Annotated in this window: 17 protein-coding genes; 8 read left to right on the top strand and 9 right to left on the bottom strand. The window is 42.5% G+C overall.

Annotation, left to right across the window (positions count from 1 at the left end; all coding sequences use genetic code 11):
• Positions 1-43 precede the first annotated feature (43 nt).
• From KTO63_RS00650 to KTO63_RS00680, 7 genes are all read right to left on the bottom strand, one after another.
• On the bottom strand, positions 44-2,284 hold the full coding sequence (locus tag KTO63_RS00650) for a glycoside hydrolase family 95 protein (protein ID WP_217789186.1): 2,241 nt from the start codon (positions 2,282-2,284) through the stop codon (positions 44-46).
• A gap of 161 nt (positions 2,285-2,445) precedes the next feature.
• Entirely contained in the window at positions 2,446-3,732 is a 1,287-nt protein-coding gene (locus KTO63_RS00655; protein WP_217789187.1) for a glucosidase family protein, read from the bottom strand.
• Between the two features lie 170 nt (positions 3,733-3,902).
• Positions 3,903-5,156 (bottom strand): DUF4998 domain-containing protein, encoded by a 1,254-nt coding sequence (locus KTO63_RS00660; protein ID WP_217789188.1) that lies wholly within the window; start codon positions 5,154-5,156, stop codon positions 3,903-3,905.
• A 29-nt stretch (positions 5,157-5,185) separates the two neighbouring features.
• Complete coding sequence (locus KTO63_RS00665) at positions 5,186-6,424, bottom strand: DUF4959 domain-containing protein (protein WP_217789189.1); 1,239 nt, start codon at positions 6,422-6,424, stop codon at positions 5,186-5,188.
• Positions 6,425-6,471: 47 nt separating this feature from the next.
• Complete coding sequence (locus tag KTO63_RS00670) at positions 6,472-8,397, bottom strand: RagB/SusD family nutrient uptake outer membrane protein (protein WP_217789190.1); 1,926 nt, start codon at positions 8,395-8,397, stop codon at positions 6,472-6,474.
• An 11-nt stretch (positions 8,398-8,408) separates the two neighbouring features.
• Positions 8,409-11,687 carry a SusC/RagA family TonB-linked outer membrane protein gene (locus KTO63_RS00675; protein ID WP_217789191.1) on the bottom strand — a complete coding sequence of 1,093 codons (3,279 nt, stop codon included), beginning with the start codon at positions 11,685-11,687 and terminating at the stop codon, positions 8,409-8,411.
• Between the two features lie 893 nt (positions 11,688-12,580).
• Positions 12,581-13,363: a carboxylesterase family protein gene (locus tag KTO63_RS00680; protein ID WP_217789192.1), complete on the bottom strand. Its 783-nt coding sequence runs from the start codon at positions 13,361-13,363 to the stop codon at positions 12,581-12,583.
• A 284-nt stretch (positions 13,364-13,647) separates the two neighbouring features.
• Here KTO63_RS00680 and KTO63_RS00685 point away from each other — a divergent pair, with 284 nt between their 5' ends.
• The 3 genes from KTO63_RS00685 to KTO63_RS00695 all read left to right on the top strand — a co-directional run bounded on the left by KTO63_RS00685 (position 13,648) and on the right by KTO63_RS00695 (position 20,288).
• Positions 13,648-16,107 (top strand): TonB-dependent receptor, encoded by a 2,460-nt coding sequence (locus KTO63_RS00685; RefSeq protein ID WP_317195725.1) that lies wholly within the window; start codon positions 13,648-13,650, stop codon positions 16,105-16,107.
• 214 nt (positions 16,108-16,321) lie between these two features.
• Complete coding sequence (locus KTO63_RS00690; RefSeq protein ID WP_217789194.1) at positions 16,322-17,623, top strand: PepSY-associated TM helix domain-containing protein; 1,302 nt, start codon at positions 16,322-16,324, stop codon at positions 17,621-17,623.
• Positions 17,624-17,885: 262 nt separating this feature from the next.
• A complete protein-coding gene (locus KTO63_RS00695; protein ID WP_232372972.1) occupies positions 17,886-20,288 on the top strand; it encodes a cation:proton antiporter domain-containing protein in 2,403 nt (800 codons plus the stop codon).
• Between the two features lie 141 nt (positions 20,289-20,429).
• Here KTO63_RS00695 and KTO63_RS00700 read toward each other — a convergent pair whose 3' ends face one another.
• Positions 20,430-21,593, bottom strand: a complete 1,164-nt coding sequence (locus tag KTO63_RS00700) for a sigma-54-dependent transcriptional regulator (protein ID WP_217789195.1) — start codon at positions 21,591-21,593, stop codon at positions 20,430-20,432.
• Between the two features lie 220 nt (positions 21,594-21,813).
• On the opposite strand from KTO63_RS00700, the gene KTO63_RS00705 reads away from it, so the two are divergent.
• On the top strand, positions 21,814-21,966 hold the full coding sequence (locus KTO63_RS00705; RefSeq protein ID WP_217789196.1) for a hypothetical protein: 153 nt from the start codon (positions 21,814-21,816) through the stop codon (positions 21,964-21,966).
• A 169-nt stretch (positions 21,967-22,135) separates the two neighbouring features.
• Here the strand turns inward: KTO63_RS00705 and KTO63_RS00710 are convergent, their stop codons facing one another.
• Positions 22,136-22,738: a hypothetical protein gene (locus KTO63_RS00710; protein WP_217789197.1), complete on the bottom strand. Its 603-nt coding sequence runs from the start codon at positions 22,736-22,738 to the stop codon at positions 22,136-22,138.
• Positions 22,739-22,941: 203 nt separating this feature from the next.
• On the opposite strand from KTO63_RS00710, the gene KTO63_RS00715 reads away from it, so the two are divergent.
• From KTO63_RS00715 to KTO63_RS00730, 4 genes are all read left to right on the top strand, one after another.
• Positions 22,942-24,345, top strand: coding sequence for an MATE family efflux transporter (locus KTO63_RS00715; protein WP_217789198.1), 1,404 nt, complete (start codon positions 22,942-22,944; stop codon positions 24,343-24,345).
• A gap of 424 nt (positions 24,346-24,769) precedes the next feature.
• Complete coding sequence (locus tag KTO63_RS00720; RefSeq protein ID WP_217789199.1) at positions 24,770-25,342, top strand: Crp/Fnr family transcriptional regulator; 573 nt, start codon at positions 24,770-24,772, stop codon at positions 25,340-25,342.
• Between the two features lie 245 nt (positions 25,343-25,587).
• A complete protein-coding gene (locus KTO63_RS00725) occupies positions 25,588-26,022 on the top strand; it encodes a carboxymuconolactone decarboxylase family protein (protein WP_217789200.1) in 435 nt (144 codons plus the stop codon).
• Positions 26,023-26,212: 190 nt separating this feature from the next.
• Complete coding sequence (locus KTO63_RS00730) at positions 26,213-26,770, top strand: GNAT family N-acetyltransferase (protein WP_217789201.1); 558 nt, start codon at positions 26,213-26,215, stop codon at positions 26,768-26,770.
• Positions 26,771-26,906: the final 136 nt, after the last annotated feature.

Raw genomic sequence — 26,906 nt, forward strand, 5'->3', positions numbered from 1 at the left:
GAATCATGCAAAACATTAACTCTCCACTCTCAACTCTCAACTCTCAATTCTCAACTGCAATAACGTATTCCCCGCCCTTCACGGTGTTAAACACCACCACGCCATCGCTGTCTTTTGTGTAATTTATTTTTTTACCGGATTTGTCTTTTATTGAAAAAGAGGCAGGTAACATTATTCTGCATTGCATGCCGCTAAGCGAGCGGACGGAAGCCGTTTGCAGTTGTTTGTTTTTCCAGTTGATGGAAACTTCAAAACCTCTTCTGGCACGCAAGCCTTTTACAGAGCCGGTTTGCCATGCATCTGGCAATGCAGGTAAAAGCCTGATGGCGCTTGACTGACTTTGCAATAACATTTCTGCAACTGCTGCGGTGTAGCCAAAATTGCCATCAATTTGAAATGGCGGATGCGCGCAGAAAAGGTTCGGGTAAATGCCGCCACCTTCCTGGTAATCAATGCTCGCACCGCCAACAAGTGTGATGAAGTTTTGCAGTATTTTATAGGCATGATTGCCATCAAGCAAACGCGCCCAGAAGTTTATTTTCCATGCCATTGACCAGCCCGTTGCCAGATCTCCCCTTGCTTTCAAACTCACTTTTGCAGCATTGAAAAGTGCCGGTGTCTCAGGTGTAATCTGCTTTCCCGGATGCAAGGCGAACAAGTGCGATGCGTGGCGGTGATGATTGGTTGAATCATCTCTGTCTGTTTCCCATTCCTGTATCTGTCCCCACTTCCCTATTTTGGGTTTCAGCAATTTTTCTCTCATTTCGTACACGCGTTGACGATATGCCGGATCAATCTTTAACGTGTCGGCAGCCGCGATATAGTTAGTAAACAGATCGTACACAATTTCCTGGTCATAGGTCACACCTTCTTCCTCAGGGCCCTGCTCGGGCGACCAGCCGTCGGGCGTTACCAATGTACCATCGGGTCTTTTTTTCAAATGATCTTCCCAAAACTCACAAAGCTCTTTTAAGATGGGATAAGCAAATGTTTTTAAATACGCTTTGTCCATCGTGAACGCATAGTGTTCCCACACGTGTTGCGCGTACCATGCACTTCCGGGAGGGTTCCATTTCCAGCCGGAACCACCGTAAATATTATTTTCTGTTTGTACTGTCCATCCGCGAACGCCTTTGTAATAATCGCTTGTCGCTTTCTTGCGAACGTCACGAATGCTGTTGATATAATCGAGAAATGTCCAGTGCAGCTCCGAAAGATTAGCAGGTTCCGCTAACCAGTAGTTCATTTGTATGTTGATGTTGGAGTGATAATCACTTCGCCATGGCGGTGTATTTGTATTGTTCCAAAGCCCCTGTAAATTAGCGGGCAAGCCTCCCTTACGCGATGAGCTGATTAATAAATAACGGCCATATTGAAACAACAAGGTTTCGAGTGAGTGATCGGTGCTTTTTTTATAAGCAAGAATTCTTTTTTCGGTTGTTTGCTGTAATGCGCTTGCATCTGTGGTGCCTAAATTAATCTGCTCTCGATCAAACAGTGCTTTGTAATCATTTGTGTGAGCGGCTTTCAATTGCACGTATGTCTTTTGTAAGAAAGCAGGATTTGACGGGCGACTCAACCCAGCAGAGCGCCAGCCTTTTTTGCTGTCCTGCAAATAATTGGTAACAGCAGTAAGATATACCGTAAACGAATTTGCATTGCTGACCGTGATAAAATAGCCCGCAGTGTCTTGCATTAACTTTGTTTGTCCTCCTTCTGTTTTCACGTAAACATCTGAACCGTATAATAATCCATTGGCAAGATTTCCGCTTGTAGCAATGTGATTATTGCTTGCAGCGAAAGCCGCTTTGTGCATATCTGTCAACCTTATTTTACAGTTGTAAGCATTTTGCTTATTGGCTGTAAACCGCAACACTGTTACTTTATCGGGAAAGCTGCAAAAATATTCGCGGAAAAATTGCACGTTGTTTTGTGTGTAAGCTATACTATGGGTTGCGCTGCTGATGTCCAGATCGCGGCTATAATTTGTAAAAGCATCTTTGTTATTGAAGTCAATATAGAGATCACCGAATGCCTGGTACTCGCCGGTTTCTTTTTCGTCTCCCGTCCACAAAGATTGTTCGTTGAATTGCAGATGTTCCTTTTCAACCCCTCCAAAGATCATCGCTCCCATTCTGCCATTGCCAATGGGCAATGCCTCGGTCATCCAATCTTTTGCAGGAGTTGTATAGTGCAGCTTCATGTTTTCCTGTGCACTTACAATTGTATTTACAAAAAGTAAAATAGCCAACGAAATGCAAGCGGCAATTTTGTTTTTAGTCATATGCAATGCGGTCACTTTATGGTCGGTGTTTGATTTTTGTGTTAACGTTTGCGCACTCTAAGGTAAAAGCTTTTTGCCATTTTGCAATTCAACAAAGATGTTCAACATCTACTAAAGAGTGGCTATTATCTGTACTATTTTAACTGCGCTTGAAAATGCTTTTACATCTTCTCATTCATTATTGCGATTGCTTTCCACAAAGCACCTGCAGAACCTCTGAATTGACCCGAGCCGTTTGGTGCTCCTTTCAAATCATACCATTCTGAGAAGCCACCGTTTTTGATGATCATGTCTAACATCGGCGACAGCGCTTCGTATGCTTCTTTGTAGTAACCATTTGCTATCAGCTGCTGCACCATTCTACCGCCAAACCATGGCCAGTCGCCACCGTTCTGATAATAGTATGGCACCAACCATGTGTTTTTAAAAAGGCCTTTGGGATATACAGGATGCACGGTGAGTCCGATGGATGGAGCGCCGGCTTCTTTTACATTTTGCTGCATTTGTTTGTATGATGCCAGTATTTCTTTTTCGCTGAGAAGCCCCGCTTCTATTGCGATAGCTGTTCCGCCATGATAATAAATGGCGTTTTCATCGAAGCTTGCTGGAAATGGAGACCCTTTCAAATATACATGCGGAATAAATTTCTGTTTTGATGCATCCCACAAATATGTTCTTATATTTTTTGACAGTTGATCTCTTGTTTGCAGCCATTGCTTTTTCTTGTTCGCATCACTAATCATGGCAACATAATTATTCATGGCGATTACAAACATGGCGTTGTCGTAAATATCAATCGCAGGATGCGAAGAGCTGTCGAGCACCACACCCCACTCGTGTTCAGGCTGTACGTCGCCCCAGTCAATGGTTGTACCGCCCCATATCAGTCCGTACTTTTCACTGTAACGTTTTGTCAGTAAAAAATTCATCGCATCTTCCATTCTTTGCGCAACGGTTCTACCTGCCACCACTTCGTTCAATAAAGAAGTATCGTGTGTTACGTTGATGTATTTATTAATGGCCTGTATTAAAGATGATTCCTGGTCGGTCTCTACCGTATTTTTATGTGCGGCAAAATCCGGTGCCAGCGGGCTGTAGATGAAATCATAAGAAATTTGCGAAGTACCTTTTGGTATGTAACCATCTACGATATTGCCGTCTTCCCGTTGAAATTTGAAGAACGTCAACAATGCTTCGCGGATCTTTTTTACATCGCCGGTTTTGCAAGCGAGTTCGATGAAAGTGTTCAGGTCGCGTATCCATATTTCTCCGTAGCCGCTGCCGGCGTTTAAGCCGTCGTGCAGCAATGTTTCTGCTTTTGCCGAGACGGTTTGTAAACGTTGATCATTACGAATGGTGGTTGCCAATTGTTGATCAATGGCCTTTTTATTTGTCGAGCATGCGACTGCTGAAACAATGCCTATTATAGCGAATATTCTTTTAACCATAAGGAACCAAATTTACCACTAAGACACTAAGTACACTAAGTTTCACTAAGAAAACTTGCCGATGAAACTTAGTGTGTCTTAGTGCACTTAGTGCCTTAGTGGTAATATAGAAATGTTATTTATTGAAGAGAGTAGAAATCAATCTCTACGTTCTTGCACTTTATAAAATTTTAAAATTGCACCATGTTCCAAAAACCAACTTCTGCAATTTGAAAATCGCCGCTGCTGCCATCTGCTACTGCTTTTACACGTAGTCGTATGTAACGTACAGGCGGAGGATTTTTTATCAAATCAAAGGTTGCTATCGCCTGGCCATTATCGGTTCTTACAACATCTTTCAGTAATGTCCATCCTTTCGAACGCATTTCATCTGCCCAGCCTGCGTCTGTTGAAGGCTTTGAGGTGGCTGCGGCATTGATATCATTTGTGCTGATTCCCCACACTTCAAAAGCGGTGGCTGTTGCGCAACAGCTTCTTCCCATTTCTGCAATGCGACCCAATTCATTGTAATCTTTACCAAGGTCAAAACTTAGTTGTGCAGGCAAGTGCGCTTGGTTGCTGTGAAAGATATGGCTCCCCCAAAAGTCACGTCCGCCCTCGCTCCAGTCGCCATCCCAAATGCGGTTGAGTCTTGTTTCAGGACCATAAGCTGTTCCCAATGTTTGTGCGTCGTTTGGCATTTGTAATTCTGCCCACAAAGATTTATCACACTCAACATATTTTTTTATTTCCGGGAAGGTTGACGCTTCATTCGTAAACACTGTATCCAGCGAACCCACGAACGGAATGTAAGACGAATAATATTTTACAGATGTTCCCGGTTTAAGATCAGATAGTATGAGTGAATATTGACTGGAATCGATATTCTTTTTCACCACCACATCTGATGTGTTTGTGTATTCAATTACAGTTGTAATGTTGATCGTATCCGCTTTGTTGAAGTTCAATGTTACTGTACCATCATCGTTAACTTTCGAAGGGTTATCTGCATTGTAAGGTCTGTTCAGTAGTCCTGCCTTATATATAGGACCATACACTTTCACATTGTTTATCTCCAGCGGAATAGAACGGTTGCCTTGTCCATCGATTGAGTAAATGGTAAATGCATAGCTATATTCTTTCAGGTTGCTGATCATTACACGCATGGTATCGGAAGGCTTGTGTGTAGTGGCATTCACTAATATTGAATCAGCCTTGTTGTTCCAATAAATAACGTACTTCGCAATGGTTTGATCCGGACTTGGGTTCCAGTAAAGTTGCGTACGCAAGTAACCCGCAAAATAACTTACATTAGAAGGCAAGCCTGCATAAATGACTTCCTTACCACCGAGGTAGTCTCTGAAGGCAGTGTCTTTTTTATCGCAACCCAATATCACCATGATAGCAAGCAAAGTGACAAGAGATATTCTTGTGAATGTTTTCATTTTCTTTCTTTTAATGATCTACAAATGCGTTAACGTGGATCTGCGTATAGGTTAAGTTCCATGATATGCCCATCTGAAGTGCCTCCCCATGTGGAACTTACAGCAATGCGGAGGTATCTTACTTTAGGACCTGTCGGAACATCGAAATCAACGCCATCTTTTACAAACTGATTATCTGATGCCGTGATATTTGGCGGCTTGTTGCCGGAAGGAGGATCAGGATATTTATAGTTGCCCATATTTGTCCATCCGCTCACCACATCGCCTTCATTTGAAACCTGCGGCAGTGTTACGTTCTGTGGCGTCTCGTTTGTTCCCCAAACAGTAAACGTTTTTGGATTATTGTGTCCATAGCTGTAATCATCATATCGTTCCCACATAACGAAGTGATTCAATTTTGCAGACACACCCATATCAAATGTGACGAAGATTGGGAAAACAAGGTTGCCGGCAGTGTGCCAACCGGTGCCGGTATTATCGTCCCACAAATACTCAACAGGCCCGAAACCTCCGCTGGCTGTGTATAGCGCTGCATCTGTACCTAAGCGATAAGGCGACATTTTGCTTTTGTTGAGCAGCACATCGTACAATGGTTTCAGACTTGTAACTAAAGTATCAGATACATTTCCCCATTTGTCAGATACATACAAACCGAATTTGTGTTCTAACGTATCATAACCGCGAATGGAATATTTGATCGTGCTGTCTGCGCGATAGTGCTGGTCCACCACTTTATAACCTTTTGCAGCATTGTCATACTCGAGCAGTACAATGTTTTGCAAACTCTTGTTCACATTGGTTCCTTTGATGGTCACGCCACTATAAGTTGGATCAATTGTCAAGGTGTTTCTTAACAATTTGAATACTGGTGTGAGTGGTTTTACTTTTACTTCCACAGGGTCCGATTTTATTTCTGCACGGCTCACAGCGTACAATTTCACTGTGTACTCTTTTTCATCTGCAAACCCTTCTACCCTCAATGTGTCTGTGTAGTAGCTGGCCTTTGCCTGCATTGGCTTGCCATCTCTGATATTGTATTCTGCCACTACATACAAAAGATTTTGCGATTTTGGCAATGTATACGTGATCAATGCACCGCCGTTAATGTTGTTCACTTTTACATCGGTAACGGGATCGGGCTTTGTTTGATCGGTGGAAACAATGCCCTGGTATTGATCCATTTTGGAGCAGGAAAACAATGTCGCCATCAGCATCAGTAATGCCACAAAGCGAAGTGTATTCTTGTGCCTGTTATTTTTATAAATCATTTTCTAATTTTTTAAGTCATTGAAATTTTTCAAGATCAAACGGTCTGTTACCAGTAAGGCGTTTGTACCAGGTTGGTGTTTTTAATCAGGTTATCATCCTGGATCGGCCACAGGTAATCTTTCAATCTGAAATCCGGAACCAATACTGTGCGTGGGCGATAGTAGTTCACCGCCTGGTTTTCATCAATGCTCCATCCCTGCATTGGTTTGCCCAGCACTTCCTGCATTTCTTTCCATCTGCGAAGATCCCAGCCACATTGTGCCTCGAAGCACAATTCAATTCTTCTTTCCTGGTGAATGATCTTTCTCAAACCATCTTGTGTAGCAAATTTTGTTGGATTGTTAGAGTAGCTTGTCCATGATGCTTTCACACCCTGCAAACCGGCACGCTCTCTTACCTTGTCGAGATAGCTGATTGCCATGTCACGTGCGCCCTGATCGTTGCCTGCTTCGTTCAAAGCTTCCGCATACCACAGGTACAAGCCGGCCATCCTGATGCGTGCAATGCGGAAAGCAACATCTTTACGACCCTGGTCGTCGTGCGTGGTTAAATAATTCACCAGTTTCTTTGGCCAATAACCGGTGATGTTCCCGCACACATCATTTTTCATACCACCTGAAAAAGAACCAACACCTCTGGCCTGCACGTATAATGCCTTGTCAAGATTAAGTTGCGCGTTGCCGAGCCAGATACCGCCATCAAAGGCTATGTCCGCATAAAATCTTGGCTCACGGTCAAAGTGTGCTTTAATGGTGGTGTATGCTTCTTTGATATACGCTCTGTTGGTTTCATCGCCATCCTGTAAAGTGTAGCGATTGTTGTAGTCCCATGTTTTATCTTCATTGATCGGCACACCATTCTTTGTGTAGAACAACTCCGTTTCAGAAATAGGAACCGCAAATGTGCTTGGTATGGACCACAGGTGCAGCAAGGATTTCGCTGTCATGATCGGCATGCTTTCTCCCTGGAAACCGTATGTTGGATTGGAACACCAGATCAATTCCGGATTTTTATCCCACTGCTCAGTTACTACGTTTTGCAGCATGAGCACTTCTCTTGATTCTTCTGTGAGCGTTAAGGTTGGTGCAGAAAAATCTTTGTACAATCTAATGCCTACGCCTTCGGCAGCATCAATCGCTTCTTTGCACGCATCTGCCGCTCTCTTCCATTTCATTGCATCATAGCTTTCCGGAAATAAGTTTATACCGTCTTTGCCTTTGTCTTTAAAGCCTGCATAATCTGGATTGCCGTTGAACAAAGGACTTGCAGCAAGCATGAGCACTTCGGCCTTTAGTGAAAGCGCTGCAGGTTTTGTTACTCTTCCTAACTCCTTCACCTGGTTCTCAATCATTGGTGGCAAGTCAGGTGCAGCCTGATCAAGCAATTTCACGATGTAGTTGACTACGGAATCAATCGGTTGTCTTTTTACCATCACAGCTTCAGGGGAAGCGTTGATGTCAAGGTTTTTGTCGATCACCGGAATTGGACCGTACAAGCGAAGCAGGTAATAATGATAGTATGCTTTTAAGAATTTTGTTTCTGCGACCCATCTTGTTTTTTCAACGGGTGAAAGATCAATTGGCTTGTCAATATTTTCAAGCATGGTGTTACACATGCGGATGGGCACAAACATATTGTCGCCATTGTTGCCTCCATCCCAATAGTTAAAAATCGGACTGGCAGAGGTTTGGCCGCCCCTTACAAGATTGAATCCAATCTTGTTGAAATACTCCGACTTCAGGTTCATCGGGTACACAATCTCTGAAGAGCTTACGAATGCTGCATCGTGTGTAACATCGCCTCTTTGTGTATAGGAGTAACAAGTGAAGAGATAGTTCTCTGCTTCATTCCTGTTGTGAAAAGCATAGTCAAGCGTGCCTACGTTATCAGGTACAACGTCCAGGTATTTTTTGCATGAAACACCTGAAACGATCAGCAATGCAGGCAGTATGTATTTATAAATGGATCTCATGATAATAGTTTTTACAGATTAACATTCAGGCCAATGTTCATCACTTTTTGAATTGGGTAAGCGAAGCCATTTCCCTGCAATTCAGGATCCCATATTTTGAATGGGCTCCATGTAAAGAGGTTCATGCCGTTGAAATAAATTCTGCAGTTGGCCAGGTGCATTCTTTTTGTGATGTCCCTTGGCAATGTGTAACCAACTTCAAGCGATTTCAATCTCAGGAAACGCCCGTCGCGCATCCACCATGTGCTTCCCTGTTCATTGTTTGCGTTGTCAGAAGCAGTTGTGTGAAATCTCGGGAACATTGCGTATTGGTTTTGGTTGCTCTCTGACCAATGGTTGTCTGAAAATTGTTGCAGCAGTTGTGTTGGGCCTGCAATATTGTATTCTCTGCTTGGAATGAACGGACTTACTTTTACCGGATCAATGAAGAACGAGTTGTGTGATTGTCCCTGGAAGAATGCTGACAGATCAAAGCCTTTGTAACCTGTAGAGAAACCAAAGCCATAAACGATTTCAGGCACATAAGGATAACCGGCAAACACCATGTCTTTGTAATCAATAACGCCATCGCCGTTCATGTCGCGGTATTTGATGTCACCACCTTTTGGCATTACGCGGCCATCGCCGAAAGATTGTATAGGCGAGTTCTTTGCTTCTGCGTCATCTACAAACAATCTCTCTGCAAGATATACTCTCGCTTTACCGGAAGGCTGGTTGCCTGAAATAACTCTCCATGGTTCTTCCCACTGCGGATCTTCATAGTGTTCATACAAGTTGGTAGAGTAAGTGAAATTCGCTCTCACAGAAGCCCACAGGTCCTTGTTGAAATTCTTTTTGTAATCAAGGGAAAGATCAACTCCTTTGCTGTTAAGCGAACCAACATTCGAACTCATCGCCGCTTCCAGGCCCATAGTGGACTGGGTAATGCGCTGCTGCAAAATGTTGTAGGTATGTTTTTTGAAAAACTCAGCAACGACGTTGATGTTTTTGAAAAGTGTCATCTCCACGCCAAGGTTCAGCATTTGTGATGTTTCCCATGTAATCTCCGGATTTGGGTAGGCCTTAACGCTTACACCATTTTTTGACTCACTGTTATTTGTTCCAAATGAAGCACCGTTGCCACCGTTCAGGTTAACGTCTGATTTATAGAAAAAGCGTCTTGGACTGATGGCATCGTTACCTGCGTAACCATAGCTTGCTCTCACTTTGAAACGATCAATTACATTCTCCAATGGCTCCCAGAATTTTTCTTTTGATACGATCCAGCTCGCACCGATCGTGGGGAAGAAACCGAAGCGGTGATTTTCATCAAAACGTTCGGAACCGTTATATCCAAAGTTGAATTCTGCGAAGTATTTGTTTTTGTATGAGTAGGTTGCACGTCCCGCCAATCCCAGGTTTCGGAAAGGTAAAGCTTCTTCCAAAGCCCTTCCCGGATTGACTGAAGGATCAATATAATTTCCCCACTCATCTTTCTTGTTATAGTAAAGAGTTTGTTGTGCGGTTCCTACCAATGATCCACTGACGTTGTGATCGCCAAGTCTTTTGTTGTAATCAAGCGTACCCTGGAAATAATAGAATGCATTGATGTTCGTCAGTTGTTGATCAGGATAATAGATCAGATATTCTCTTGCATCGCCCGGCGAGTGATTTATCCAATATAACGTGTAGTCATTGGTTACTCTGTCATACGTTTTCACCTGGTAGTAATATGGCGCATAGGCCATTGCCGATTGGAAATAGGAATACCTGTTTGTATTGAACAATGCCCGGAACGTTAGCCCGTCTGTAATGAATCTCAAATTCTGGTTTAGTTCCAATTGAGCAGACATCCGTGACTCTGAAAAATTCTTGTGGCCCCTCAACAGCGATGCGTAAGGGTTTGTGTACACAGATGCGTCGCCATTTGTATTTGCTACGTTGCCAAACAGAATGTGCTGTGCATTCATATTTGCGGAATCTGGCTCAAAGTATGCCGGAAAATCAACCGCGCTTGAGTGCAATGCTTCGCTGTAAAGGCTTGTAGAGAAATTATTATCAGCACTCAGCGGGCCATTGTATTCGTTAAAGTTGCCCGACATACGCACGATCATTTCTGTAGTTTTGGTCAGATTGACGTTTACGTTTGCGCGTAACTGATAGTTTTTGAAATTAACATTGTTATTGTTGTTGTTACGAATGTCCTGCTTCAAAATACCATGATCTACGTTGTAAGATCCGGCGATATAATATTTCGCAACGCCGCCACCACCGCTTACACTCATGTTGGCTCTTTGATTGGAAGTTGTTTTCTTGAACAACATATCCATCCAGTTAACTGCCGGATACACAAACTCATTGCTGCCCGGCGCTTTGTCCATCGTAGCTTTGGTGTTGGCTATCTTATTTGGATCGTATACGGTGTAACCTGCAGCTTCGTTGTACATATTCATGTAGGTAACCGGATCTGAAATCTGCAGATTTTTTGCTGATTGTGAGAAGGAATTTTCGAAACGGAAATTGATCTTTGACTTGCCTTCTTTACCTTCTTTTGTAGAAACGAGAATGACACCGTTTGCACCTCTCGCACCATACAGGGCCGTTGCGCTGGCATCTTTCAAAATAGAAAAGCTGGCGATGTCATCTACCTGCAGGCGTGCAAGATCAGAAGCGGTAAGCTCAACGTTGTCGATAAGAATCAACGGGTCTTGCTTGTAACCAAACGTGGTAACACCTCTTACAAAGAATGAAGCGTTATCCATACCTGGCTGCCCGGTTTTTGAATAAGCAATAACACCGGCCACCTGTCCCGCGAGTGCGGTGGTAAGATTGCTCGCCGGAATTTTAAGATCGCCCGGAGCCACTGCTGTCACGGATCCTACCACGGCTTCCTTTCTTTGTTTGCGGCCATATGCAGTAATGATCACCTCATCTTCTGCTTTGTTAATGGCATGTGCCAGCACCACATTGAATGTTTTTGAAGTAGCTGTTGCGGTAACTGTTTTTGTTTGATACCCTATGTAAGAGATGGAAATTTGTGTGCCCGGATCTACATCCAGTACAAATCTTCCATTGACATCGGTGGTAGTACCGACGCCTTTTTTCCCAACTGCAATAATGTTGGCTCTTTCGATCAACGCACCTGTGGAGTCTGTTACCCTACCGGTAACGGTGATCTTATTGTTGTCCTGGGAAAAAGCAATACTGCCGGTGATACTAAAGAGAAAGAATAAAAGCAGTTTGTTTAGTGCAAACAAACCATGCTTTCGTGCAGATAGCGAAACACTATCGCTGTTTGAAAACAATCTCATAAACAAGCATTTTAGAGTTGTAAGTAATATTCATGACGCTGCCGGAAGGATGCATGCGCAACCTCCTGAACAAAGGGTTCATTCTTTGTTTTTGAAAATGTCGAAATCGCTTTAGTCAGCTATTTCTTTGTGTATACTTTGTTTTGTGTAATGGGAAGATGGCGGAGAGAAAGACTCCTTTTTTAAAGGCGCGTAAAGCGTCTCACAGCAAGTTGGTTTGTTATTCATTTTATGGCAATTGTTAGTTTGACTGGTCATTACTTCTGGCTCGGAAGTATTTGGATAAGGCTCGGTTTCTATACTATTCTATACTATACCACAAATATATATTTAATTTTTTTTAAACAAAATATAAGCGTGGGTAATTAAAATATTTTTTTGCGGTAGAAATCATCGCGTTCGATAAACTGAAGAGAAGGTTTGAAATGAGCCAAAAGCGCTGGAATATGCTGTAAAATAAGGTATTTCAGGAAAACGAAACGTCGAAAAAATGAAGAAAGCAAGTATTTCTTTGAAAAGCAAGCGTGGTAACATAATGCAAGAATAGGATAAGATATTGCAGTGAGAGAGGAACACAGATGACGCTGATTGGACTGATTTGCACGGATTTTTTAAAGGCTTCTATCTGAATGTTTGATTTGAAATTTGAAATTCAAGATTTGAAATTCAATGTCGTTTAGTCACGAGGGATTCGCAATCACCATCCTGTTTAACCAGGCTTCGACAAGCTCAGCCTGACAACCCGTTCGCGCTGTCAGGCTGAACTTGTCGAAGCCTTCTCGCCATCTAAACGACGACATTGCAATTTGAGGGATCAGGCAAATCTCAAATCTCAAATTTCAAATCAAAAAAATCAGTGCAAATCAGTCCAATCCGTGTCATCCGTGTGCTCACTACTTCTTCTGCGCAAACAGCCATGGCAAGAAATCCGGTTCGGCAAAAGCATTTTTCCAGCTGTTATGTCCTACACCGGGATATTCTGTATACTGCACGTTGGCTCCGGCTTTTTCCAGTGCTGCCACCATTGAGCGGGAATAATTTACGCCAACAACAGGATCAATCGTGCCATGAAAAACGTGAATCGGGAATTTTTTTGCGTATGCACCAACCTTAGTAGTGTCGCCACCACCGCAAATGGGAAATGCTGCGGCAAATAATTTTGGTTTTCGCCAAAGCGCCTCAAATGTGCCAAAGCCTCCCATGGACAAGCCGCCAATATAAATGCGCTTGCGATCTACTTTTCCGGATTTGACCATAGACTCTATTAGTTCGAGCACCAGCTCCAGCGATTTGCCGGTTGGCTCGTTTGACAAAAAGCTAAAGCGTTGCGAAGAATCGGCGCTCCGGCTTCCTCCTACTCGTCCCCAGGAATCGGTTGACGGGCATTGCGGAAATACTACAATAGCGGGAAATTTTTCCCTGTTGGCGGGGTTGGCAAACAGATCGCCGCCCCACTTTAGCTGTGCCTCGTTGTCATTTCCCCTTTCTCCTGATCCATGCAACACTATCACCAGCGGGTACTTTTTGGACGGCACATTGTTCAGCGGGTACTGAACCCTGTACAACAGTGTGTCGCCGCCATGGGTAAATTTCTGTTTTTGAAAATCATCCAATGATTGTCCCTGTGCCGTGATTGATAAGATGGGCAACAGTATGGTGGAGAGTAGTTTACGCATGTAGTGAATTTAGGGCATTTGGGGTAGCTGTGCAAGCAAGGCCCCTTTTTACCACTAAGACACTAAGGCCACTTAGTTCCACTAAGGGAATTTGTCTGATGTGTGAACTTCTATGAAAAGCATATTGCTTTATCATTCCTTAGCTAACCTAATTGATTCTCACGCCTTAGTGGTAAACCTGGATGCGCAGCTTCTTACTTTTTCCCGATACCGTAAACCGTTTTTCCCGATCCGGCACTGTTTAAAGTTTGCTTCGTAGTTTTTTTGCAAAAAAATTGACCAAAGTGAAATATCTCTATTTACTACTGCTATCAGTTTTATTCAGCACAATCAATGGATTCGCACAGACAGGAAATATCGAAGTAATCGCGCAGACAGACACAATGAACGTAATTGTTCAGACTGGCGCTATTAATGGAAAAATCACAACGACAGACGGGAAGCCGGCAGCTTATGTAAATGTTATTCTTAAGGAAACTTCAAAAGGAACTATTTCAAATGAAGACGGTACTTTTTCCCTACGCAATGTAAAGGTTGGCCATTACACACTCGTTGTTTCCTACTCGGGCCTGCAAACACAATCCACAGAGGTTGCAGTAACAGCGGGAAATACAACGGAAGCAAGTTTTGTTTTGAAAGAAACTTCAAAAGAACTTGATGAAGTGATCGTGAACGCGAAAAGAGGTCTTAACGCAAAACCTCTGAGCATTGGGAAAGCGCCAATCGATCCGATGGATCTTCCGCAAAGCATCAGCGTTATCAATAAAGATATCATTACAGATCAGCAATCACAGCGCCTGAGCGATGTGGTGAAAAATGTAAACGGCATTTATCTTGCTACTACAAGAGGTTCAACACAGGAAGCTTTTTCCGGTCGTGGTTACAGCTTTGGTAGCAACAATATGTTCAAGAACGGAGCCCGCGTAAACTCTGGCGCAATGCCGGAAGTAAGCTCTCTTGAAAGAGTGGAAGTTCTAAAAGGAAGCGCAGCAATTTTGTTTGGAAACGTTGCTCCCGGTGGTATTTTGAACATGGTGACCAAACAACCTAAGTTCCAGTACGGCGGCGAAGTGTCAATGCGTGCGGGAAGCAATGCGTTGTACAAACCATCTTTTGATGTGTACGGACCAATCAGCAAAACAATTGCGTTCCGCCTCAATGGTACTTACGAAAATTCAAAAAGCTATCGCGATGTGGTAAAAAGCGAACGCTATTATGTTAACCCTTCTCTTTTGTTCAAACTCGGCAAACGCACGGAGTTATTGGTACAGGGAGATTACCTGCACCACAACTTTACTCCTGATTTTGGTATTCCTTCTGTTGCAGATTCTGCTATTTCAAAATTACCAAGAAACAGGTTCCTTGGCACAAACTGGCAGTATGCTAAAACAGACCAGTCTTCTGCAGGTTTCACTTTGAAACATCAGTTGAACGATAACTGGACGATCACTGCAAACGGATCTTACCAGATGTACAAAAGAGACTACTACTCTATCGAAAGAATGCAGGCGGCTGCAAATGGTAACCTGCCACGCCCGATCAATAAACTATATACAAGGGAAGATTATTACGTTGGATCAGTTGACCTTACCGGTAAATTCAAAACAGCATTTATCGAGCATACTTTACTTGCCGGTGTAGATGCGGACAGATTTTACACAACTAACTACACTTACAACCTGGCTAATGTAAAAGGCGGCATTTACGATACCATCAATATTTATGATGATACAAAATTCATTGCCCGCACAGATATTCCTGAAGCAACAAAATTGCGTCTTGGTCACCAGCCTGTAAATCGCTTTGGTGCGTATGTGCAGGATTTGATCAGCCTTTCATCAAAAGTAAAAGTATTGGTGGGCGTTCGTTGGTCATATCAGGATTCTAAAGCTCCGGATACATTGTTGTACACAACGAATGTAAAAACAATGGGATCAGACAAAGTGGACAAAGCTTTTTCTCCAAGAGCAGGTATCGTGTACAGACCATTTGAGCACACGTCAATCTTCGCAAGCTATTCAAACAACTTCGTGGTTAACACTGGTACCGATATTAACTACAAGCAACTTGATCCTTCTATTGTGAACCAATATGAAGTAGGTGTAAAAAATGATTTCTTTAACGGTAAATTGTCTGCGAACGTAACTGTTTACAGAATTGTAAATAACAATCTTGCGCAAACTGCACCTTTCCTTGCTGATGGTACACCAAACAGCAATACCAACATCAAAGTTTTGGCGGGTGAAACTACCAGCGATGGTGTAGAGCTTGACATCACTGCACATCCTTTGAGAGGTCTTGATATCATTGCAGGTTATAGCTACAACAACATGCGCTACACGAACACGCCAGATGTAAAAGGCAACTACGTGGAAGGACAAAGACTGGTGAACACTCCTGCAAATACAGCAAATGGTAGCGTGTTCTACAATTTTGCACAGGACAGCAAATTGAAAGGTTTCAAAGTTGGTGCAACGGTTGTTTACATTGGCGACCGCTTCGGTGGATGGAACGATACAAAAGATCCTTCTAAACCAGCCGGCGCTTATACCAAATCAAGACTTATCCCAGTGAGTGGATTCACTACAATTGATCTGTCTGCCGGTTATACTTTCAAACACATATCCGTATTGGCAAAGCTTTCCAACATTACCAATACTTTCAACTACTATGTGCATGAAAACTATAGCATCAACCCGATTCCTCCAAGACAGTTCATGGCTACAGTTGCTTACAGATTTTAATTTAATACTAATTAATACTATAAAACCAATTTGAAAATTTGAAGATTTGAAAATTTGACAATGGAAGGTGTTGCACCTTCCATTGTTCCTTATATGGCCTAATGTCTAAAATTAATGCGTTGTATATTTTGGTATTTGACGTTTTGCACAAATCCTCAATTTTCAAATTTTCAAATCTTCAAATTTCCAAATTGATTTTACTTTGAATAATAGCATGAAAAAAAAATTGACGTTCCGCAGGGTAATTCATCTGATGCATTTATGGGTAGGCATTCCGTGCGCCCTTTTTCTATTCTTTATTTGTTTTTCCGGAACAGTATATGTTTTCAATAAAGAGATTACGCAGTGGTTTGATCGCGATTTGTACACGATTAAAACGGCTGAAGGTGCAGCGAAATTGACAGCCGACCAGTTGAAAGTATTGGTAGAAAATGAAAAGAAAGGGATGGTTACTGCGGCGATTCAAATACCGCAAAGCAATACGGAAGCGTGGATTTTTTCAATGCGCCCCAAAGAAGACAAGAAGAGCAAGCCTCAAGCTGATATGAAAGAGATGCAATCTGCACCACCAAAAGCAGAAGGCAGAAACGGTAAAGACGAAAAAGCCGGGCCTCAAAGAAAAAAGAATGAAAGGGTTCAGATGAAAAACTTTTATGTGAATCCTTATTCAGGAAAAGTGTTGGGAGATGTGCAAACACCTTCTGCAAAATTCTTTCTTTTTGTGATGCAGTTTCACAGATGGCTGCTGATAGACAACCACGACATAGGCGCCGCCATTACAGGCACTGCGGCTATTTTGATGATCCTTTTGCAGATAACCGGAATGATGTTGTGGTTCCCCGCTAAAATAAAAAGCTGGAAGAAAAAACATTTATGGAAACAAGGCTTTGTGGTGAAGCGCAATGCATCAGGCAAGCGTTTCAATTTTGATTTGCACAAAGCAATTGGTTTTTACACATTTCTCTTCATAACCATTATGGCCATCACCGGGCCCGTTATGGGATTTGACTGGTACAAAGCCGGTTTCTCAAAAGCCCTGGGTGTTACCCCAATGAAAAAGGGACAAGAGAATGAAATGAAGTCTGCTGCAAATACTGACAGCCTGACCGCTATCTCCATTGAAGCGGCGCTGGCAAAATCGGGCGAGGTGTTTACCGGCGATTTGACTACAAAAATTTCTTTGCCGAAAGACAATGATGGAGTAATTACCGTGCAGAAAAGCAAAGAAGGTTTCTTTGCCTCTCCTGCTGCAGATCGATTAATGATTGATCAATACACGGCACAAGTGATGAAGGTGGAACGCTTTGCAGAAAAGACAACGGGACAAAAGATTGTTACGCTTGCGAAAGCCATTCATACCGGCGAAATTTTCGGAACGTTCTCCAAGATATTGTATTTCATTGCCTGCTTGTTTGCGACAAGTTTGCCCATAACCGGAGTTATCATTTGGTGGGGCCGCAGAAACAAAACATCAAAGAAGAATGTGGTAGTTGAGGAAGATCTTGTGGCGGTTTAATTAATAGTTTCAACATTATTTCGGCTAATCGTAAACTTCAAACTCCCGAATACTTACCACTAAGACACTAAGGGCACTAAGTTTCACTAAGGGCTGTCTATAGTTTAGGCTTTTCTTAGTGGGGCTTAGTGCCCTTAGTGTCTTAGTGGTAAATCAGCGTGCAGCACAGAACCCCATTCATCATTCGTACACCACCCTTCTCCGCTATAACTACCCAGCTTTCTAACTATTAATTAATCACTACGATTTTAAATTTAGCTAAATGAGTAGTAATATTGAATGGTATTTAGAGGTAGAAACTTTATCCCAAGTGTCGTTTATGAGAAAATTGAGTCTGTTATTTTACACACTGGTCGTGGCTTTTTGTGGTACTGCGATTTACTTTATAGCGCAATTCGGAACCAAGCTTCAAAAAGCGGGATTGAATCATGCCCATAAGCCCGTGTCAGGAAACAGTTTTGGGTTATTTACAGATTCCCTTCATCATAGTCTTACACACCCTTCAGCGATATTGCTTTTGCAGATCATCACGATCGTTGTTGTCGCACGTGCTTTCGGATTCATCTTTAATAAAATTGGACAGCCAGCCGTTATCGGAGAAATCATAGCAGGCATTGTATTGGGTCCTTCTGTGTTGGGATTGTTTTTCCCCGGCATTTCAGGTTTTCTATTTCCTGCGGCTTCCTTGGGCAATCTTAATTTTCTCAGCCAGATAGGCTTAATGCTCTTCATGTTCGTAATTGGAATGGAACTGGATGTAAACCATATTCGCAAACAGGCGAAGGATGCAGTGGTGATCAGCCATGCAAGCATTATTATTCCCTATACATTAGGTATGGGGCTCGCTTGTGTACTGTATACACAATTTGCACCCACCAGTATTTCATTCTTATCCTTTGCATTGTTTCTCGGTATTGCAATGAGCATAACTGCGTTTCCCGTGCTGGCACGCATCATACAAGAGCGTGGTTTAACCAAAACAAAACTTGGCACAATGGCCCTCACCTGCGCTGCTGCAGACGATGTAACTGCGTGGTGCATTCTTGCTGCCGTTATCGCTATTGTAAAGGCGGGCACATTTGTAACAGCGCTGTACACCATCGCATTGGCAATAGCTTATGTGCTGTTTATGTTGATGGTTTTGAAACCGTTTTTAAACAGATTGGGCAGCATTTACGCAGGTCGCGAAATGGTGAGCAAAGCCGTGATGGCATTTGTATTCATGATCCTGCTGGGTTCTGCATATGCAACAGAAGTGATCGGCATTCACGCATTGTTCGGCGCTTTTCTTGCCGGTGTAATCATGCCTGATAATTTTAATTTCAGAAAAATTGTAACCGATAAAGTGGAAGACATCAGCATTGTGCTCCTGCTTCCTTTGTTCTTTGTGTTGACAGGTTTGCGTACACAAATTGGTTTACTGAATACTGCTGAATTGTGGCTGATCTGTGGTGGAATAACGCTTGTGGCGGTTGTTGGCAAATTTGGCGGAAGTGCTTTTGCGGCGCGCATTATGGGACAAAGCTGGCGCGATAGCCTTGCCATCGGTGCGTTGATGAATACGCGCGGGCTGATGGAACTTGTTGTACTGAATATCGGCTATGACCTTGGCATTCTTTCTCCGCAGGTATTTGCCATGATGGTGCTGATGGCTATTATCACAACTTTTATGACCGGCCCTGCGCTTGATCTTCTCAACAGGTCAGATAGACGAAGAGCAAAAACGGCATCTGCAGTTGTGCCGGACAATCATCATGCTTTCAAAATATTGCTTTCTTTCGATGCTGCAGAAAGCGGTAGAAAACTATTGCAACTTGCGGCCCAGCTAATGGGAAAAAAGCAATTGAACAACCAGATTACGGCGATCAATCTTACTTACAATCCGGATATTACCACAGCGCAAATTGACGAGTTTGAAAAAGAAAGCTTTTCGCACATACGTGATGAAGCGAAGAAAATGAAAGTTCAGCTCGATACGCGTTACCAACCAGTGATCGATGTGCGCAGAGAGATTATCAAAATCGCTGAGGATGAACACTACGACTTCATGCTGGTAGATGCCGGCAAATCGTTGCTGAAAGGAACTTTCCTCGGCAACCTGTTCCACGCAACAAAAGTTTTGTATCCTGAAAATTTATTGAAGACGATTACAGGGGATAAAAAATTGATGCCGCAATTGCTGCCAACAAACGACATGATTGATCAGAAAGCCGCCATGTTTATTGAGGAAGCGAAATGCAGCATTGGCGTTTTTATTGACAAAGATTATCACAACTCGAAAGATATTTTCATGCCGATCTTTCATCCATCTGATGAATCGTTGTTGAGATATGCGAGGAAATTTATTCAGAACAATCAATCAAAACTAGTAGTGCTGGATGCGCTGAGCAATGTACATCAAAACGAGCGCTGGGACAGAGAAGTAGCAGAAATACGGAATGAATACCCCGCTTCTATTGAACTCGCCACTGACAGAACCATCAACAAATCCCTGCTGTCAAAATTCAGCCTCATGCTCATCAGCTACGACAGCTGGAACACGCTTGCCGCCAGCAAAAGCGTTTGGCTGGAACATATACCGAGTGTGCTGATTATAAAACATGTGGCGGCTGCGGAACCTGTGGAGGTGAGCGTGGGAGCGGTTGGTAATATGCTGACTGTTTAGCCGCAGCAATTAATAATTAATAATTAACAATTAATAGAGCCGCATTCACTCAGGAATGCGGCTCTATTAATTGTTGAACGTAATCAATCTTGCTTCGAATAAAAATGCAGCACCTATTAATTCTTAATTATTAATTATTAATTATCTTCTCGGCACTACATTATTCACCACATCCTCCCTCGTAATCGTTTTGCCGGAAAGAATTACAAGACGCTCCACAACGTTTCTAAGTTCACGGATATTACCGCTCCAGTTGTAATTTTTCAGTTCGTCAAGCGCTTCTTTGTCAATGGCTTTTTTCGCGATGCCATAGTCTGCACAGATGTCTTCGAGAAATTTATCAGTTAAAAGGGGAACATCATCACGCCTTTCGTTTAGTGAAGGAACGTGAATGAGGATCACACTAAGACGATGGTATAAATCGAGACGGAAATTCTTTTCCTCTACTTCTTTCAGCAAATCCTTATTGGTTGCGGCAATCACACGCACGTCCACGGAGATTTCTTTATCACCGCCCACGCGGGTAATCTTTGCCTCCTGCAAGGCACGCAGCACTTTCGCCTGTGCGCTCAGGCTCATATCTCCTATTTCATCCAGGAAAAGTGTACCGCCTTGCGCTTGTTCAAACTTGCCGATGCGTTGCTTGATCGCTGAAGTAAATGACCCTTTTTCGTGACCAAACAATTCGCTTTCAATCAGCTCACCCGGAATGGCCGCACAGTTCACTTCCACCAATGGCCCCGAAGCCCGGTTGCTTTTTTCATGCAGCCATCTTGCCACGAGTTCTTTACCCACGCCGTTTTCGCCGGTGATAAGTACCCGTGCCTCCGTTGGTGCGACTTTCTCAATAGTGTCTTTGATACGTTGTATAGGTGCGGCATCGCCAATGATCTCCTGCACCTTGCTCACCTTGCGTTTCAGCACCTTGGTTTCAGTAACAAGAGAAGTTTTGTCCATCGCATTGCGAATGGTAATCAGCAGCCTGTTAAGATCCGGCGGCTTGGAGATATAATCAAACGCACCTTTCTTTACGGCTTCTACGGCTGTTTCAATATTGCCGTGGCCGGAGATCATTATGATGGGAACATCCGTATTTACTTCCCTTGCTTTTTCGAGGAACTCGATGCCATCGATCTTCGGCATTTTGATATCGCAAAGAACAACGTCGAAAGGCTTTTCCTTGAATTTCTTCAGGCCCTCTTCCCCGTCCATCGCCTCTTCAATCTTATATCCTTCGTAAGAAAGAATTTCGCCTAAGGTTTTCCGTATGGCCTTTTCATCATCTATGATCAAAATGTTCGACATAGGTTTCGTTTTGTTACTTTTTTATTAATGCTAATGGTTTCAAAATTAAGGCAGAAGGCTCTAAGGCAATTACTTTGCCAGTTTTTTACCCATTTCTGGTGAAAACGGCATAGTAATATTACTATTAAAATAGGGTAAAACTCTTATTGCAAGCTCAAAATGTTATGAGTAAGTTTGAATTGTTCTTTTTATCCATTTTATCATCCAAAAAACAATACCTATGACAACAATTACATTGCGTCCACAAAATGATTACAAAGTAATTCCAGCATGGAAACTTGTTTCGAAATTAGTAATGCTGGCATCTGTATTAATGGCTTTCAGTTACTGTGTTCTGTTATCTGCACACGGTGTCGCTAATCTGGTTCATTAACCATAGCTCAAATAAGGTATATTCTTTTAACTAGAGTCGCAGCCCAAAAAGCTGCGACTTTTTTTTGCTGAATAACTGAATAATTGAATAATTGAGCGGTTGAAAGTGAATCATGCACGATATCTTTCAACGATTCAATAATTCAATGATTCAATAATTCGCCTGATCATCATTGTTTCTTAAACCTTCCTTCGCCCGTAACCACATACGAGGTTGTTCCAACTGACAGCTTCATCGTCTTTTCAATAATATCTGTTTTGTCTTTGTTCAACTTCCATGTTTTTGTAGAATCAATTACCCTAATCCTTTTATCGGCGTTCACCGTTAAATATTCTACACTTTCATAGCCCATGTCAAAACCTGTTTTTTTAAACGGCGCCAGCGAGTCCACTTTGTTTCCCTTTTTATCGTACGAATTGATGTAAGGTACTTGCCCATCTTCGCCAACAGACGTTTCCATTGTTACTACATAATTGTCTGTTTTGTACAAAATGCCGATGGGCTGTGTAGTCCATACGTGCTTGAACTTCTCGAAACCTGTTTTGTCGTAATTTTTTGAATATGATTTTATAGAACCTGTAAGCGTTGAATTCTTAAAGGGCAAAGGAACCTGTGACAATGATGCCACGTATTTATCAAAACTTGGCTGACTGGTACTTTTGGCCGTGTCTTTATTCTGGGTATTGTGTTTGTTTTTCTTCTTCGAACCGGTATTCTCTTCGCAACTGGTAACAGCAAGCACGGTAAATAATAAAAGGGCTAATCTTCTCATAAATTGAATGTAAGGATTTTCGAATGAGCAGCTATGCAAAAATTGAACCACAGCGGAGGGAAAAAATTAATAATTAATAATTAATAATTAAGAGGGCTACATTCGTTGTTCAATGTTACCCTCTGAACTTCGATCGTAGCGTAGCTTGCATCACACATGATGCAACACCTATTAATTCTTAATTATTAATTATTAATTTCCTCATGACGCATAAAGGCTTTATTGCCCGTACCATATCATTTTTGAAACTCGCTATTGCAGGGCCTCCGCAGGATTATACAAAAGGAAATCTCAGCAAGGCAGTTTTTCTATTGGCCATTCCCATGATCCTTGAAATGATGATGGAATCAGTCTTTGCCATTGTAGACATTTACTTCGTGGGCAAACTCGGTAATGGAGCAGTAGCAACTGTTGGTTTAACAGAATCAGTTCTAACCATTGTGTACTCCGTTGCTATAGGCCTGAGTATGGCCGCAACAGCAACCGTAGCAAGACGTGTTGGTGAAAAAGACCCGGAAGCGGCGGCAAAATCAGCCATACAATCGGTTCTGCTGGCACTGGCATTTACCATTGTGGTGAGCATTCTGGGAATTATCTTCTCGCACAAGATCCTCGCATTGATGGGTGCAGACAACCAGGTTATTGAAAACGGCGCTATCTATACAAGAATTGTTTTTGGTGGCAGCATTTTCGTGATGCTGCTCTTCCTTATCAACGGTATTTTCCGTGGTGCGGGCGATGCGGCAATGGCCATGAAAAGCTTGTGGATCGCAAATATCTGCAACATCATTCTTTGTCCCATGCTGATCAATGGCTGGGGGCCCTTCCCCGAATTGGGTTTGAAAGGTGCGGCCATTGCAACGCTTTGCGGACGCGGTATTGGCGTGGTATATCAACTGTATCATTTATTCAAAGGAAATGGTGTGTTGAAAATACACAAACAACATTTTGCTCCTGATTTCAAACTGATCAAATCTTTGTTCCACATAGCGTGGACTGGCACGTTGCAATTCTTGATCGGTTCCGCGAGCTGGATATTCCTTGCAAGAATTGTTTCTGAATTTGGCAAAGATGTAATGGCGGGTTACCAGGTGGCGCTACGCATCATCACGTTCTTCATTCTCCCTGCGTGGGGATTGAGTAACGCAGCGGCGACATTGGTGGGGCAAAATCTCGGTGCCAAACAATTCGACCGTGCCGAAAAAAGTGTTTGGAAAACCGCGCTCTACAATGGCATTTTTATGTTGATGGTAACAATACTTTTCTTTGTCTTCGGTACCACCATCGTAAGATTTTTGAACGATGACCCAATGGCAGAAAAAGTTGCCATCAATGCCATCACCATCGTGAGCACCGGATATGTTTTTTATGGTGTCGGTATGGTAATGATCAACGCGTTCAATGGTGCGGGAGACACAAGGACACCAACCATCATCAATCTCTTCGGCTTCTGGATGTTCCAGATACCTATCGCGTACCTAATGGCAATCTACTGGAAGCTCGGCCCCAAAGGTGTGTTCATGGCGATTCCCATTGCGGAGAGTTTAATGACCGTGATTGCAGTGATTGTGTTTACACGAGGAAGGTGGAAGTTGGTGAAAGTGTAATCTTTTTTAAACCGCAAAGGACTCAAAGGTGGCGCAAAGGAAGCAAAGGTTCTAAACGTTGGGGACCATCAAGTGAGAGAGATAGAAGTATAAACGCTCCTGTTCTTCTTTCAAGGCAAATCGTATTCTATTAAAAAATCCTTCGTTTACTTTGCGCCACCTTTGTGCCCTTTGCGGTTAAAAATAAAAAGCCCTTCGCAAGCGAAAGGCTTCTGACCCAAGGTCAGCAGATTATTTTTATGGAGAAAGCCCGGTTACGCGATAATAACCGAAGGCGTCCATGATTTATCTGTAGATTGCATGAATACCTCCTTTTTCTTTGGTGAACAATAAAGTTAAATGAAAAATGTTCAATTCGAACAGTGCAGAAAATTTATTTTTGATCTTCACAAAAGCCTTTATTCCCAAGCAATAAACTCAAAAAATGCCCGCTGCTTTTATTGACCATGTAAGAAAATTTGTTCCGCTGAACGATGCTGAAGCCAGCATTTTATTGGAGTTCGTGGAAGTTGCCACGGTGAAGAAAAAAGAATTGCTGGTAAAAGAAGGCAGGGTTTGCACCGGCAACTATTTTGTTTTGAAAGGATGTCTCCGCTCCTATTTTTTAAATGAAGCAAAAGCCGAGCAGATCACTCAATTCGCTATTGAAAACTGGTGGCTAAGCGATTACATGAGTTATGAAACAGGCAAGCCCGCATCTTTTTCTATTCAAGCCATCGAACCAACCGAAGTGTTGATCGTAAGAAGAGACATGCAGGATGAAATGTTTCAAAAACTTCCGCAGATGGAGCGCTACTTTCGCATTATTATTCAAAAGGCATACGCCGCTTCGCAGATGCGCATCAGGTATATTTACGGCATGACAGGCAAAGAGCGCTATTTGCATTTCAGCAATTTGTTCCCCGAATTTATTCAACGCATCCCGCAGTATATGCTTGCTTCGTACCTTGGCTTTTCGGCGGAGTTTCTTAGTAAGATAAGAGCGGGGAAATACTAGTTTAGTTGAGAGTTGAGAATGGAGAGTTGAGAGTTATTTATAGTCAAACATTCGATGCTTAAGATTAAATGTTGTATTTTGAACGACTACATTTTTCTCAACTCTCAACTCTCAACTCTCAACTCTCAACTCTCAACTCTCAACTCTCAACTCTCAACTCTCAACTCTCAACTCTTTCTTGAACTACTTCAAGTTTTTAACTCTCTACTCCTTCCCATCTTTGTGCAAGCAAAAAAATCTATTTTATGAGCACAAGAATCAAAATGCACGAAACTAATCCTGAGGCTTACAAAGCAATGATCGAGTTCGATAAATTTTTAGCGACCACCAATATTGCGCCATTGCACAAAGAGATGATCAAGATAAGGGCTTCGCAAATCAACGGTTGTTCTTATTGCGTGGATAAGCACACCAAAGATGCCCGCAAACTTGGCGAAACAGAACAACGGATCTATGCGCTTACCGTATGGCGCGACACGCCGTTTTTCTCCCCCGAAGAAAGGGCCATTCTTGCCTTAACTGAAGAAGTCACTTTGATCCATCAGCATGTTTCCGACGCGACTTATGCTGAAGCAACAAAATATTTTGATGAGAAAACAATCGGCCAGCTGATCATGGCCATCATTATCATCAATGCATGGAACAGGATTGGCATTGCAACGCATTTGATGCCGGTGTAGGAGGTACAAAAGTCTTGAAAGTGCAAGTCTAGAATTTTTACCACTAAGACACTAAGGACACAAGCAACACTAAGGAGTGTTTTCAATTTAAACCTCTCTTAGTGAAACTTAGTGTCCTTAGTGCCTTAGTGGTGAGAGTTCACGCAACCCGCCTTTTTTCTTACATTGCATCTCACAAAACCATTACACCATGATGCAGGTAAACTTCGAGCCATTTCCGATACTCGTTACTGAAAGATTGGAGCTTAAAGAAATTACGGCCAACGATGTAAATGCCTTGTTTGAGATAAGACGCGATAAAGAGTTGATGAAATATATCGCACGTCCCGTTGCCACGAATTTGCAGGACGTTACCAATCTGATAGAATTGATCTCGCGAAGAAGAAAAAGCAATGAAGGCATCAACTGGGGTATCTTTCTTAAGAACAATCCATTTCTACTGGGCATGATAGGTTTTGTAAATCTGTACAAAGAAGATTATCGTGCTGAAATCGGCTATATGCTAAACGGCAAATACCACAGACAAGGAATAGTACAGGAAGCATTTGACGCCGTGGTTAAATATGGTTATGAAAAAATGAATTTACACTCCATTGAAGCAACTATTCACCCGAATAACATAGCATCTGCAAAATTGCTGGAAAAGAAAGGCTTTACACGCGACGCTTATTTTAAAGAAAACAAACTCAGTCCGGAAGGCGTGTTTGAAGATACGGTGATTTATTCCCAGGTCAAGCCCAGGGAATAATTTGAAAATGTGGGAATTTGAAAATTTGAAAATTCATTCTGTGCTGGTGTCCCTGTGAATTTAGATCATTTGCTTTGCAAGAATGAATGAAAATTATTTAAAAAGATGCACCTAAAGCATTTTCAAATCTTCAAAT

Source organism: Pinibacter aurantiacus, from assembly GCF_019130065.1.
Taxonomy (GTDB): Bacteria; Bacteroidota; Bacteroidia; order Chitinophagales; family Chitinophagaceae; genus Pinibacter; species Pinibacter aurantiacus.